The sequence below is a fragment of the Pseudomonas serbiensis genome (assembly GCF_030580745.1).
Classification (GTDB): Bacteria; Pseudomonadota; Gammaproteobacteria; order Pseudomonadales; family Pseudomonadaceae; genus Aquipseudomonas; species Aquipseudomonas serbiensis.
The window spans coordinates 147,790-161,189 of the sequence record NZ_JAUQOO010000009.1; the positions used below are offsets into that span (position 1 = coordinate 147,790).

Below are 13,400 nucleotides of genomic sequence, written 5' to 3' on the forward strand. Positions count from 1 at the left end.
GCCCGCAAGCGGGCCATTGTTGAACTCAGGCCTTGCGGGCTCAGGTCAGGGCAGCAAGCACCTTGGTGGTGATCGCGTCCACGGAACCGACACCTTCGATATGGCTGCACTTTGGCTTGCCATTCTTCTTGCTCAGCTCGCTGTAGAACGCAACCAGCGGTTTGGTCTGCGAATGGTAGACCGACAGGCGATGACGCACGGTTTCTTCAACGTCGTCCTTGCGCTGTACCAGAGGCTCGCCAGTGACATCGTCGATGCCTTCCTGCTTCGGCGGGTTGTGCTGCACGTGGTAGACACGCCCGGAAGCTTCGTGAACGCGACGGCCCGAAATGCGCTGAACGATTTCTTCGTCATCGACCGCGATTTCCACCACATGATCGATGTCCAGGCCAGCATTCAGCAGGGCTTCAGCCTGAGGAATGGTGCGCGGGAAACCATCGAACAGCACGCCATTGGCGCAGTCAGGCTGGGACAGGCGATCCTTGATCAGACCGATGATCAGGTCATCGGAAACCAGGCCACCCGAGTCCATGACACTTTTGGCCTTCAGGCCCAACTCAGTGCCGGCCTTGACCGCTGCGCGCAGCATGTCGCCAGTCGAAACCTGCGGGATGCCGAATTTTTCAGTGATGAATTTTGCCTGAGTACCTTTACCGGCTCCAGGAGCTCCCAGCAGAATCACGCGCATCGTCATGCTCCTCAAATTTTTATAGTCAATCGTCGGATTCGCCTCTTGGGCCAATCTGAAAAATAAACGTCGGCCAAAGGCCAAAAGGCTGACCAAGATACACAGCAGACACAGGCCGCACAAGACGCCAAAAGTCGCAGCAACCCACGGCATGGCGGCAGTTGCGCCACCCTGCACATGACGGTACGACCTTCAATGCCCCTGACGGGATAAACACCTGCCCTGCCCCCATGTCGCCATTGCGCTGACATCGGCGCGCTGGCGACATGCTCCCCAACCTGTCAGCCCGTATTGCGCAATCCGGCTGCAATGCCCGCAACAGAGACCAGTAAAGCCAGTTCCAGAGGACTGTCCAGGCTGGATTCACGATGGCGGGAACGGGCAAGAAGCTCGGCCTGGAGCAAATGCAGCGGGTCCAGATAAGTGTTGCGCAGGCTGATGAATTCCAGCGTCTCCGGACTGTGCGCCAACAGTTGTTGCTGCCCGGTCAGGCCCAGGACAACTGCGCAGGCCTGCGACAATAGGCCGCGCAGATGCGAACCCAAATGTTGCAGTTCAGGGCTCACCAGGCGGTCATCGTAGAGCTGGGCGATGTCTGCATCAGCCTTGGCCAACACCATTTCCAGCATATCGATGCGGGTGCGGAAGAATGGCCAGTGCTCGCGCATCTGCGCCAGCACATCGCCTTCGCCACGCTCCAGCGCCTTGCTCAGGGCGGCTTCCCAGCCGAGCCAGGCGGGCAACATCAGGCGCGTCTGGGTCCAGGCAAAGATCCATGGAATGGCCCGCAGGCTCTCGACACCTCCTGCACGACGCTTGGCCGGACGGCTGCCCAGCGGCAAGCGGCCCAACTCCTGCTCGGGCGTGGCCTGACTGAAATACTCGACGAATTCGGGGTTTTCCCGCACCACGGCACGGTAGGCATTTACCCCGTCGGCCGCCATCTGATCCATCATCTGTCGCCAGGACGGCTCTGGCAAAGGAGGAGGAAGCAGGGTTGCTTCCAGGACCGCTGCCAGATACAGGTTGAGGTTCTGCTCGGCAATGTCCGGCAGACCAAATTTGAAACGAATCATTTCGCCCTGCTCGGTCGTGCGGAAACGCCCCGCAACCGAACCTGGCGGCTGCGACAGAATCGCCGCATGAGCCGGACCACCGCCGCGCCCGACCGTGCCGCCACGACCATGGAACAACAGCAGTTCGACTTGCTGTTCGCGGCAGATCCCGACCAGTTTTTCCTGCGCCCGATACTGCGCCCAGGCCGCAGCAGTGGTGCCCGCATCCTTGGCCGAATCCGAATAGCCGATCATCACTTCCTGCGGGCCGTGCAACCGCGAACGATAGCCCGGCAGGCTTAGAAGGCGTTCGATCACTGGCCCGGCGTTATCCAGGTCAGCCAGCGTCTCGAACAACGGCACCACGCGCATCGGCCGTTGCAGGCCTGCTTCCTTGAGCAGCAATTGCACCGCGAGTACATCCGATGCTGCACCGGCCATGGAGATCACGTAAGAACCCAGCGAAGCAGCCGGTGCAGCAGCCACTACCCGGCACGTTGCCAGAACTTCGGCGGTGTCGGCAGCCGGTTTGAAATGGCCGGGAAGCAAGGGACGGCGGTTGCTCAATTCACGCAACAGGAAGTCGATGCGCGTCGGCTCATCCCAGTCTTCGTAACGACCCAGGCCCAGATAGTCGGTGATTTCGGTCATCGCCGCGCTGTGACGGCTGGAATCCTGGCGCACGTCCAGACGCACCAGAAACAGCCCGAACGTCACTGCACGACGCAGGCAATCGAGCAGCGGCCCATCGGCGATCACTCCCATTCCACAGTCATGCAGCGACTGGAAGCACAGCATGAGAGGTTCAAGCAGTTCACGGTTATCGTGCAGTACGGCATCCGGCGCAGGCTGTGGCGCCGTCAGCGAAGCATTGGCCCAGTTTCGGGTGGCCCTGAGACGTTCACGCAAGCGCTTGAGTTCGGCGCGATACGGTTCGGCACTCTCACCGACGCTGGCGCGCAAGGCATCGCTGGCCTGTTGCATGGAAAGGTCGGCAGCCAGTTGGTCTACATCCCGCAGGAAAAGATCGGCGGCCATCCAGCGCGCCAACAGCAGGACCTCGCGGGTGACGCTGGCCGTGACATTGGGGTTGCCATCGCGGTCACCGCCCATCCACGAGGCAAAGCGGATCGGCGCGGCCTCCAGCGGTAAATGCAGGCCGGTGGCGGCTTGCAGCGCCTGATCGGCCTTGCGCAGATAGCTTGGAATCGCATGCCAGAGCGAGTGCTCGATGACCGCAAAACCCCATTTGGCTTCATCGACAGGCGTGGGCCGGATACGGCGGATTTCTTCGGTGTGCCAGGCTTCAGCGATCAGGCGTTGCAGTCGGGAAGTGATCTGTTCGCGTTCGATGCTGTTGAGGTCGCGATGGTCCAGAGCCGCCAGTTGCGCGGCAATGGCGTCGTATTTCTGGATCAGGGTACGACGTGCCACCTCGGTGGGGTGCGCAGTGAGCACTAACTCGATCTCCAGCTTGCCTAACTGGCGTGCCAGAGCATCGGGAGAATGGCCTTCTGCCTTGAGGCGATCGAGCAGTTCCGGCAACACCCGCGCCTCGAAAGGCTGGGGCTGGGAATTATCGCGACGGCGCATCAGTTGGTACTGCTCGGCGATATTGGCCAGATTCAGAAACTGGTTGAAGGCTCGCGCCACAGGCAACAGTTCGTCATCGTCCAGGCTGTCGACACTGGAACTCAACTGCTCGGCACCCGCCGCAGAGCCGCGCCTGCCGGCCTTGGCACTCTTGCGAATACGCTCGATCTTGTCGAGAAAAGCGGCCCCGCGCTGGTCACGAATCGTGTTCCCCAAAAGCTCGCCCAGCAAGTGGACGTCTTCTCGCAAACGCGCATCGATATCGGCCATCGTTCTCTCCCCCTGTTCTTGTATAGATAGCTTGTATGGGTGGCTTGTATGGGTAGTTTTCAATGAACTGTGCCCAACAGTGCACCAAAAACCTGTGCCGCGACAAATTCTTGTATCCCTTCAACCGCTGACGTGCCCTTTTGCGGACAGAGGTTAATCGGCTCAAAGGGCCATTACAGCCCGCCCGTTTCAATGTGTGGGCCTGTATTTACCTGCCTCGCCAAAAGGGTGATAGAGCGCAAGTAACCGGCGAATCCTGACCGTGTTGAAAAAATTCAACTGAACTATTCAAAAAACGTACAGGTCGGAGCCATTGACCATTACAGGAAAGCCACAAGGCAGCGGGACCACTCCCTGAAGCCTTCCGGCCAGGAAAAATGACTGTCATGGATAACCACGTTCGGAGTCTGACAATGGAGTTGATCACCATGAACACCCTTACTGCCAAATCCAAGTTCAAAAGCCTGCGCGGGCTGAAACTGGCTGCGCTGGCCCTGGGTAGCACCTTCATTCTGGCCGGTTGCGCGGGTAACCCTCCAACCGAGCAGTACGCAGTGACTCAGTCGGCCGTCAACAGTGCAGTCAGCGCTGGCGGGACCGAGTACGCCGCGGTGGAAACGAAGTCGGCCCAGGACAAACTCAAGCAAGCCGACCTGGCCATGCAGGAACATAAATACGACGAAGCGCGCCGTCTGGCCGAGCAAGCCGAATGGGATGCCCGTGTAGCCGAACGTAAATCGCAGGCCGCCAAGGCCGAGAAAGCCGTGCAGGATGCTCGTCAGGGCGTCAACGAACTACGTGAAGAAGGCCTGCGTCAGGTGCAATAAGCCCAGATCGCACTCTACGTTTTTCATGCATTGGTAATTGATTAAAGGACGATCCTATTATGCGCAAACAATTGATGATCCCTGCCCTGCTGGCCATGAGCGTAGCCTTGGCGGCCTGTGCCACTAAACCGAACCCTAATCTGGAACAGGCGCGGACCAACTTCTCGGCCCTGCAAAGCAACCCGCAAGCGACCAAGGTCGCCGCCCTTGAAACCAAGGACGCCAGCGACTGGCTGGACAAGGCTGACAAAGCATTCCGCGACAAGGAAGACGAAAAGAAAGTCGACCAGTTGGCTTACCTGACCAATCAGCGCGTTGAACTGGCCAAAGAGACCATCAACCTGCGTACTTCCGAAGCGGCCCTGCAAAACGCCTCTGCCGAGCGCGCCAAGGCTCGTCTGGACGCTCGCGATGCACAGATCGCCCAGCTCAAGAACAGCCTGAACGCCAAGCAGACCGAACGTGGCACCCTGGTGACCTTCGGTGACGTGCTGTTCGACCTGAACCGTGCCGAACTCAAGCCGGGCGCACAGGGCAACATCTCCAAGCTCGCGCAGTTCCTGCAGGAAAACCCGGATCGTAAAGTGATCGTCGAAGGCTATACCGACAGTACCGGCTCCGCCGAGTACAACCAGTCGCTGTCCGAGCGTCGTGCCAACTCGGTACGTGCCGCGCTGGTTCGTGTAGGTGTAGACCCATCGCGCATCGTCGCTCAGGGCTATGGCAAGGAATACCCGGTGGCTGACAACACCAGCAACTCGGGCCGCGCCATGAACCGTCGTGTGGAAGTGACGATTTCCAACGATAACCAGCCAGTGGCACCGCGCTCTTCGCTGCGTTAATCACTGACGTCGGTTGACCCAAAGCCCCGCCTGCTTCAAGCAGGCGGGGCTTTTTCATGGTTTCAATTGCTGTGGTGTCTCTTGCCCCATGCAGCGCACGGCCTGTTTCTTGTTGTTGACCAATACGCCTGTCAGGCCTTTCTGGGACGTATCGAACAGCACCAGTACGCCATCGATGCATTGCGCCACTTCGGCAGCAGGCGTGGCCGCGATCTTGTAGTCCTCGCCAGGCACGGTCTTGAGCATGGTGAAGTCACTGAGCAACAGGGCATCTTCAGGTTTGGCGAAATGCAGGTAGCCGTAGAACCACAGACACCCGACCGTACCGATGATGGTGCCGATACCGGTCAGGATCAGTGGAATGAGGTTACGCTCTTCGCTCATTTGAGGCTCTCTGCGGGTTCGGTTTGAGTATCGGATGGATAGTTGGGGACTTCGCCCAGACGGCGCAGGCCGTTGAAATGCTGTGGGTCTTCGAGATAGCGCAGCATCACCTGACGCCAGAGCGGGTCGGAGAAGGTCTGTACGTGCCCGCCACGGGTCAGTTGCAGCACTCGAGGCAGAGGCGCGGCCTTGTAGAGGCTGATGCCATTGGAAAGCGGCACCAGGGTGTCGTCCATGCTCTGGAAGAGCATCATCGGCGTGCCCTTGAGTTGCGGCAGGCCGTTGATGGCGCTATCCGCGTCGGGGATCAGCCAGGACAGCGGCGTTTTCAGCGGCCAGGTGAACCAGGAAGTGCCAAGGGTGTAACGGGCGACATCGCGATAGCTGGCGGGCACGCCATCAAGAATCAGCGCCTTGAGCCTGCTGCGTTGCTCGGGGTGCTGCGACAGATAATGCACACCCAGCGCACCACCAATGCTCTGCCCCAGTACCACCAGAGGTTTGTCTTTTACCTGGGGTTCGGCCTCCAGCCAGTCGAATGCCGCCTGAATGTCCTGATAGATGGCCGGCATGCTCGGCGAGCCTTCGGACAGCCCATAACCGCGATAATCCAGCATCAGGACCTGATAGCCCTGCTCGGGCAACCACCAGCTCCCGCCCAGATGCCACGACAGGTTGCCGCCATTGCCATGCAGGTGCAGCACGGTGCCTTTGACCGGCACGCCTTCCTTGGCGGGTAGCCACCAGGCATGCAGACGAGTGCCATCGGCGGCAGTCAGGGTAATGTCACGGTATTGAAGACGGGCCTTTTCAGGCGTGAATGGCAGACCGGGTTCCGGGTAGAACAGCATCGAACTGCAGCCTGTGAGGCTGAAGATCAACACGAGGATGCTGATCATCTTCAAGTTGAAGGTCCTTTTGGTTGGGGTGATGGCTTTCGCGAATGAATTCGCTCCCACTCCACACCCTCACACCGTGGGATTTTATGTTGTGGGAGCGAATTCATTCGCGAACAAAGAGGGCCAGCTACAAAATATTCGAGTAATCGGCCTCGATACGATCCAGGCTCAGGTGGTTGAGGAAGTTGGAGAAGCACATCCAGGCCGACAGGGCGTTCATGTCGCGGAACTGGTCGGGCAGGTATTTGGGTGCGACCACCAGCCCTTCATCCACCAGTTGACGCAAGGTACGCATGTCTTCAAGGGTGGTCTTGCCACAGAACAACAGCGGGACCTGTTCAAGCTTGCCCTTGCGCACGGCCAACTGAATATAGTTGTAAACCATGATGAAACCCTTGAGGTAGGACAAGTCTTTAGTGAATGGCAGCCCGTTGGGCGTTGATCCACGGAAGACCCGGCTGGCATTGCCATAGCTCTCCGGCATGCCAAAACCCTGCTCGCGATAGAACTCGAAAACCTGCAGGAAGTCAGCCCCCTCCTCCGCCATATGAATCGCACGAGTACGGTTGGTCAGCTTGCGCAGACGGCTGGGATAGGACGCGAACGCGATGACTTCCATCAGGATGGCAAGCCCTTCCTGAGTCACGGTCGATGAGGGCGGCCCCTTGGACAGAAAGGTGCAGATCGGCTGGTTCTGGCCATTGAGCGTGGTGCCGACATGCACCAGCCCTTCATGGACTTCAAGCGCTCGCACATCGCGCTCGTTGAACATCGCGTCAGAGCGGATCTTGATGTAATCGGCACCCGCCGCCGCATCGGCAACGATACCGTCTGACTCGAACACCCGAATGGTTTCCTCGGCCTCGCCAAACACCCTGTTCAAGCGGGTTTGCAGCAGGGAAACAGCATCCTTGGCTGTCAGGATCTTGGGTTCGTCCTTCAGGTCGCCACGCCCGGCGATGTTGTTCAGATAATCCGAAAGCATCAGCCCCAGGTCGGCCAGGGTCGGATCACCGGCATGAAATGCATCGGACGCCGCGCCGTAGAGTTCCTGGGAGATCAGACCGAAATCCGGCGTGCCACGCGCTTCGAGCATGCGGATCACCATGCGGTATTCCTTGCACATGCGGCGCATGATCTGCCCGACCGGGTTGAACTGGCCCAACTGTCGAGTGATATCGCGCTCGATGTTCTGGAATTCCTGCTTCAATGCCCCGGAATCGAACCCAAGCGGGCGATTTTCGTAATAGGCACGGTCAACGGCGGGCAGTGCCTTGCCTTTGGCGGCCAGAAAATCCTTGCGTACTTTTTCGTCCCACTTCACCGCATCCAGTACACGAATCGGCGTCTGGGCAACGACGATTCGATCCGATAACCCACGAATGGTTTGCTGGTACTCGTCCACCCGGTACTCCTTGGCTGGCGGGCTGCTGCCCTACTACTTGGGTACACGCTGATAGCGTGCGACCTCCAGGAAAACATCGGAGTTGGCAGGATCGTCGAGATAGCCGAACACCTGGTCCAGAGGACTGGTGATCAGCAGGCCCTGCCCGATCTCACTCTCCACTGACTGGCCATTGAGGTTCTTCTGATCCACCCATTGCCTGAATCGATCCAGATCCAGGTTGTAGACAACCAGTTCATGGGCATCGGTCACCTCAAAGCCAGCCATTACATGGTGAGAGCCATATTTTTCCGGCAGTTGCGCCGACAGATACCAGCGGCTGCCATGCTCGGTCACCGTAAAGCGGTACTCATCGCGATGCTTGCGATCTCCCTTACGATAGCTGACTGCCTTGTAGAGGTTGCCGCTGATACGGGAAAGTTCGAGTTCAAGCGGCTCTCCCCAGGCATTCTTGCTGGTCCATGGCCCCAACAAGTGGGCTGGAGCAGCGTCGCCTGCGGGAATGGAGTCCTCGAAGGTCACCAGACAACCGCTCAAGAACAGGAACGACAGCGCAATCAATGCGCGCCAGGCTTTCATGGTGCTCTCCTGAAAAGGGCTATCTCATTTGCGGACCGATAAATCGATCCCCAGGACCAGACGCATCTGGCGAGTGAGAATACCGAGTATTTCTTCGTCCGCATGATAGTGCGGGCCATGAAGCAGGCCCTGATATTCCATCCGCCGGATAATCCCCGTCAACACTTGAGCGTCCTGATCGGGCTGCGACGAGCCGATAACCTGCAAAAACTGACAGGTGCCTTGCAGCAATATCTTCTGGTGGGCAACGACAAGAGGCGCCAGCCCGGGATTGATCAGCGCCTCATGATGAAAGGCATGCTCGGCAATCAGGTAATCACGGCGAGTCAGCAGTTGATGCCGGATATATTCCATGGCCATGCGCGCAATATCATCGGCCAGACGTAAGCGATCGTCCGGGTTGGCGGTGCCGCGAGTCATCATTTCACGCAGGACGACTTCGGTGTTCTGCCAGAGCTTGGCCTGATAGGCAGCGCTGCGTTCGACATACTGGGCGAAGGCATCGGTCAGCAGATCATCGATGTCCTTGAAGTAATAGGTCGTGGCCGACAGCGGCACACCTGCCTCGCTCGCCACGGCCCGGTGACGCACAGCCCGCACACCATCACGAACCACGATACGCATGGTGGCATCGAGAATCTTCTGCCGACGCTGTTCACTTCCCTCCCGACTGGCCTTGCGGCCCTGATACCTGACACTCCTGGCCACGGCGGTTGCAACACCTGCGGCTCCTTCTTGAGCGATTGTCACGACGGGGGTTCCTTTGTGGTCGGTCCCTTCGCGAATGAATTTGCTCCTGCGGGGCAATGCTGATCAGTTAAGGTCGTCAATCACTTTGCGGGAGGCAGCTTGCTGGCGACTTCAGCGTACAGGCACAGAATATCTGCCGGTTTTCAGGCCTTTTTCGCCAGCAAGCTGCCTCCTACAAGTTTGTGTGTGCCTTAACTGATCGACATTACTCCTGCAGGGACTCATTCGCGAAACATGGATATAAAAAAGCCGCCCTGTTCGGGCGGCTTGTCTTGTAGCTGATTACGCTTGTGGCCGCATGTGCGGGAACAGGATCACGTCGCGGATCGACGGGGAGTTGGTGAGCAGCATCACCAGACGGTCGATACCGATACCTTCACCAGCCGTCGGTGGCATGCCGTACTCCAGCGCACGTACAAAGTCAGCGTCGTAATGCATGGCTTCGTCGTCACCGGCATCCTTGTCCGCCACCTGGGCCTGGAAACGCTCGGCCTGGTCTTCCGCGTCGTTCAGCTCGGAGTAGGCGTTGGCAATTTCACGTCCACCGATGAACAGCTCGAAGCGGTCAGTGACGCTCGGGTTGTCGTCGTTGCGGCGCGCCAGCGGCGAGACTTCGAATGGGTACTGAGTAATGAAGTGCGGCTGCTCAAGCTTGTGCTCGACCAGTTCCTCGAAAATCATCACCTGCAGCTTGCCCAGACCTTCAAAGCCCAGCACCTTGGCACCAGCTTTCTTGGCGATGGCACGGGCCTTGTCGATGTCGTTCAGGTCGTCAGCGGTCAGCTCGGGGTTGTACTTGAGGATCGAGTCGAACACCGACAGACGCACGAACGGCTCGCCGAAGTGGAACACCTTGTCGCCGTATGGCACGTCGGTGGTGCCCAGAACCAGTTGCGCCAGTTCGCGGAACAGCTCTTCGGTCAGGTCCATGTTGTCTTCGTAGTCGGCGTAAGCCTGGTAGAACTCCAACATGGTGAATTCAGGGTTGTGACGAGTCGAAACGCCTTCGTTACGGAAGTTGCGGTTGATCTCGAACACTTTCTCGAAGCCGCCGACCACAAGGCGCTTGAGGTACAGCTCCGGCGCGATACGCAGGAACATTTCCATATCAAGGGCATTGTGGTGCGTCTCGAACGGCTTGGCGGCCGCGCCACCAGGAATGGTCTGCAGCATCGGCGTTTCGACTTCCAGGAAGTCGCGCTTCATCAGGAAGCTGCGGATATGGGCAATGACTTGCGAACGGACACGGAAGGTATCGCGCACTTCTTCGTTGACGATCAGGTCGACATAACGCTGACGGTAGCGCTGCTCGGTGTCGGTCAGCCCGTGATGCTTGTCCGGCAGCGGGCGCAGGGATTTGGTCAGCAGGCGCACGCTGGTCATTTCGACATACAGGTCGCCCTTGCCGGAACGGGCCAGGGTACCTTCTGTAGCGATGATATCGCCCAGGTCCCAGGTCTTGACCGCAGCCAGTGTTTCTTCCGGCAGGGTCTTGCGGTTGACGTAGACCTGGATGCGACCGGTCATGTCCTGGATCACCATGAACGAGCCACGGTTAAGCATGATGCGACCGGCAACCTTGACCGGAATCGCTGCATCGGCCAGCTCTTCCTTGGTCTTGTCAGCATACTGTTTCTGCAGATCGTTGCAGTAGCTGTCGCGGCGGAAGTCGTTGGGGAAGGCCTGACCCTTGGCGCGCTCGGCAGCAAGCTTTTCCTTGCGCAGGGCGATCAGGGTGTTTTCTTCCTGTTGCAGGGCTTGCGGGTCGAGTTGTTGGTCGCTCATGTCTTTAGATATTCCATCACAGGTTCGTTGTCCCCCGCCCTCGGCAGGGGATCGCGGGCAAGCCACTCTCACGGATCGAGGTGGCTGCGCGTTATTACAGGCCTTGCTTGAGGCTTGCGATCAGGTACTCGTCGAGGTCACCGTCGAGCACCTTGTCACAGTCGCTACGCTCGATGTTGGTCCGCAGGTCCTTGATGCGCGAGGCATCCAGAACGTAGGAGCGAATCTGATGACCCCAGCCGATGTCGGACTTGGTGTCTTCAAGCGCCTGGGACGCAGCGTTGCGCTTCTGCACTTCCTGCTCATACAAACGGGCCCGCAGCATTTTCATGGCGGTGTCCTTGTTCGCATGCTGGGAACGTTCGTTCTGGCAACTGACCACGGTGTTGGTCGGAACGTGAGTGATACGTACCGCCGAGTCGGTGGTGTTTACGTGCTGACCACCGGCACCCGAGGAGCGGTAGGTGTCGATCCGCAGATCTGCCGGGTTAATGTCGATTTCGATGTTGTCATCGATTTCCGGCGAGACGAACACGGCCGAGAACGAGGTGTGGCGACGGTTGCCGGAGTCGAACGGGCTCTTGCGCACCAGACGATGCACGCCGATTTCGGTACGCAGCCAGCCAAAGGCATATTCACCCTTGATGTGTACGGTCGCGCCCTTGATACCGGCGACTTCACCGGCGGACAGCTCCATGATGGTCGCGTCGAAACCGCGCTTGTCAGCCCAGCGCAGGTACATGCGCAGCAGGATGTTGGCCCAGTCCTGAGCCTCGGTGCCACCGGAACCGGCCTGGATATCCAGGTAAGCGTTGTTCGGGTCCATGTCGCCACTGAACATGCGACGGAATTCCAGCTTCTCCAGCAGTTCGCGCAGGCGCTCGACTTCAGCAGCCACATCGTCGACGGCAGCCTGGTCTTCCTCTTCGGCAGACATCAGCAGCAGGTCCTTGGCATCGGCCAGACCTGAGGTCATGTCATCCAGGGTTTCGACGATCTGCGCCAGTGAAGCGCGCTCGCGGCCCAGGTTCTGTGCGTACTCGGGGTTGTTCCAGACACTTGGATCTTCGAGCTCGCGGTTTACTTCGGTCAGACGATCATGCTTGTGATCGTAGTCAAAGATACCCCCGAATGGTTTCGGAGCGCTCGGACAGGTCCTTGATGCTGTTTAGGATCGGGTTGATTTCCATGGTGGGCAGCACTCGCAGGCGAAATTTTCAAAGCCGACGAGTATACCCCAGGGATGGCACTGAAAGCAGCCCGTTGAATATGCGTTATGGCATCGGGCTGCAGACGAAACCTTAACCGCCCACCGCCACTTGGTTACGGCCACTGTGCTTGGCCAGGTACAGGCCTTTGTCGGCATCGAGAATCAGCTGTCGGCTGTTGAGGCCGTTCTGCGGTATCACCGTTGCCACGCCAATACTGACGGTCAACGTAGAACCCGGTGCCGGAGCAATGTGCGGGATGTTCATGCCCGCCACGCTCTGACGCAGTTTCTCAGCCAGCAATCGAACGCCGCCGGGCGTGGTATTGGGCAGGACCATGGCGAACTCTTCACCGCCATAGCGGGCCGGTAAATCGGACGGACGGCTGCAACTGGCACGAATCGCCTTGGCAACCTGACGCAATGCTTCGTCCCCCTCAAGGTGACCGAAGTTATCGTTGTAGGCCTTGAAGTAGTCCACATCGATCATCATCAGCGACAACTGGCTTTGCTCGCGGGTCGCCCGGCGCCATTCAAGCTCCAGGTATTCGTCGAAGTGACGACGATTCGACAGGCCGGTCAGGCCATCGGAGTTCATCAGGCGTTGCAGCACCAGATTGGTATCGAGCAACTGCTGCTGGCTGACACGCAATGCGCGATAGGCCTCATCGCGTTGTAGCAGGGTCATGTAGGAGCGCGAGTGGTAACGGATGCGCGCCACCAGTTCGATGGTGTCGGGCAGCTTGACCAGATAGTCGTTGGCCCCTGCCGCGAATGCCGCGCTCTTGATCAATGGGTCTTCCTTGGTGGAAAGCACGATGATCGGAATGTCCCGCGTCATGGGGTTGTTGCGGTATTCGCGCACCAGCGTAAGACCATCCAGACCGGGCATGACCAGATCCTGCAGAATAACCGTCGGCTTGATCTGCACTGCCTGGGCAATGGCCTGATGAGGGTCAGCGCAAAAGTGAAAGTCGATCGACTCTTCATTGGCCAGGCCACGACGCACCGCTTCACCGATCATCGCCTGGTCGTCTACCAGCAGCACCATCGCCGAATTTTCGTCAGGGGCCTTCAACTCTTCGGGCTGCACTTCATGCATGATGCGTCTCCTGG

12 protein-coding genes are annotated in these 13,400 nt (G+C 58.8%); 2 read left to right on the top strand and 10 right to left on the bottom strand.

Translation table 11 applies throughout. The features are described 5' to 3' along the window. Positions 1-40: 40 nt before the first annotated feature. Positions 41-688, bottom strand: coding sequence for an adenylate kinase (adk, locus tag Q6A51_RS13865; RefSeq protein WP_201017910.1), 648 nt, complete (start codon positions 686-688; stop codon positions 41-43). Positions 689-969: 281 nt separating this feature from the next. Beyond that, complete coding sequence (ppc, locus tag Q6A51_RS13870; RefSeq protein WP_201017911.1) at positions 970-3,606, bottom strand: phosphoenolpyruvate carboxylase; 2,637 nt, start codon at positions 3,604-3,606, stop codon at positions 970-972. Positions 3,607-4,019: 413 nt separating this feature from the next. Between ppc and Q6A51_RS13875 the strand changes: the two genes are divergently transcribed. After that, positions 4,020-4,433, top strand: coding sequence for a DUF4398 domain-containing protein (locus Q6A51_RS13875; protein WP_201017912.1), 414 nt, complete (start codon positions 4,020-4,022; stop codon positions 4,431-4,433). Between the two features lie 59 nt (positions 4,434-4,492). Beyond that, positions 4,493-5,275 carry an OmpA family protein gene (locus Q6A51_RS13880; RefSeq protein ID WP_201017913.1) on the top strand — a complete coding sequence of 261 codons (783 nt, stop codon included), beginning with the start codon at positions 4,493-4,495 and terminating at the stop codon, positions 5,273-5,275. A gap of 54 nt (positions 5,276-5,329) precedes the next feature. On the opposite strand, the gene Q6A51_RS13885 is transcribed toward Q6A51_RS13880, so the two are convergent. The 8 genes from Q6A51_RS13885 to Q6A51_RS13920 all read right to left on the bottom strand — a co-directional run bounded on the left by Q6A51_RS13885 (position 5,330) and on the right by Q6A51_RS13920 (position 13,386). Further along, positions 5,330-5,659, bottom strand: coding sequence for a hypothetical protein (locus Q6A51_RS13885; protein WP_198724874.1), 330 nt, complete (start codon positions 5,657-5,659; stop codon positions 5,330-5,332). Beyond that, positions 5,656-6,564, bottom strand: a complete 909-nt coding sequence (locus Q6A51_RS13890; RefSeq protein ID WP_304575027.1) for an alpha/beta hydrolase — start codon at positions 6,562-6,564, stop codon at positions 5,656-5,658. The genes Q6A51_RS13885 and Q6A51_RS13890 overlap by 4 nt, the downstream gene beginning before the upstream one ends. Positions 6,565-6,685: 121 nt before the next feature. Then, entirely contained in the window at positions 6,686-7,963 is a 1,278-nt protein-coding gene (locus Q6A51_RS13895) for a flavohemoglobin expression-modulating QEGLA motif protein (protein WP_201003643.1), read from the bottom strand. A gap of 33 nt (positions 7,964-7,996) precedes the next feature. Further along, the gene (locus Q6A51_RS13900; RefSeq protein WP_201003645.1) at positions 7,997-8,542 is read right to left on the bottom strand and encodes a hypothetical protein; all 546 of its coding nucleotides are present in this window, start codon (positions 8,540-8,542) and stop codon (positions 7,997-7,999) included. 24 nt (positions 8,543-8,566) lie between these two features. Further along, the gene (locus Q6A51_RS13905; RefSeq protein WP_201017916.1) at positions 8,567-9,292 is read right to left on the bottom strand and encodes a TetR/AcrR family transcriptional regulator; all 726 of its coding nucleotides are present in this window, start codon (positions 9,290-9,292) and stop codon (positions 8,567-8,569) included. Positions 9,293-9,574: 282 nt separating this feature from the next. After that, positions 9,575-11,077, bottom strand: a complete 1,503-nt coding sequence (gene lysS, locus Q6A51_RS13910; protein WP_201003649.1) for a lysine--tRNA ligase — start codon at positions 11,075-11,077, stop codon at positions 9,575-9,577. 94 nt (positions 11,078-11,171) lie between these two features. Next, positions 11,172-12,267, bottom strand: a protein-coding gene (gene prfB, locus Q6A51_RS13915) for a peptide chain release factor 2 (RefSeq protein WP_201003651.1) whose coding sequence is annotated in 2 segments (ribosomal slippage) — positions 11,172-12,194 and positions 12,196-12,267 — 1,095 coding nt in all. Because the reading frame shifts where the segments join, the coding sequence is not laid out codon by codon here. A gap of 111 nt (positions 12,268-12,378) precedes the next feature. Then, positions 12,379-13,386, bottom strand: a complete 1,008-nt coding sequence (locus Q6A51_RS13920) for a response regulator (protein WP_304575028.1) — start codon at positions 13,384-13,386, stop codon at positions 12,379-12,381. Positions 13,387-13,400 lie beyond the last annotated feature (14 nt).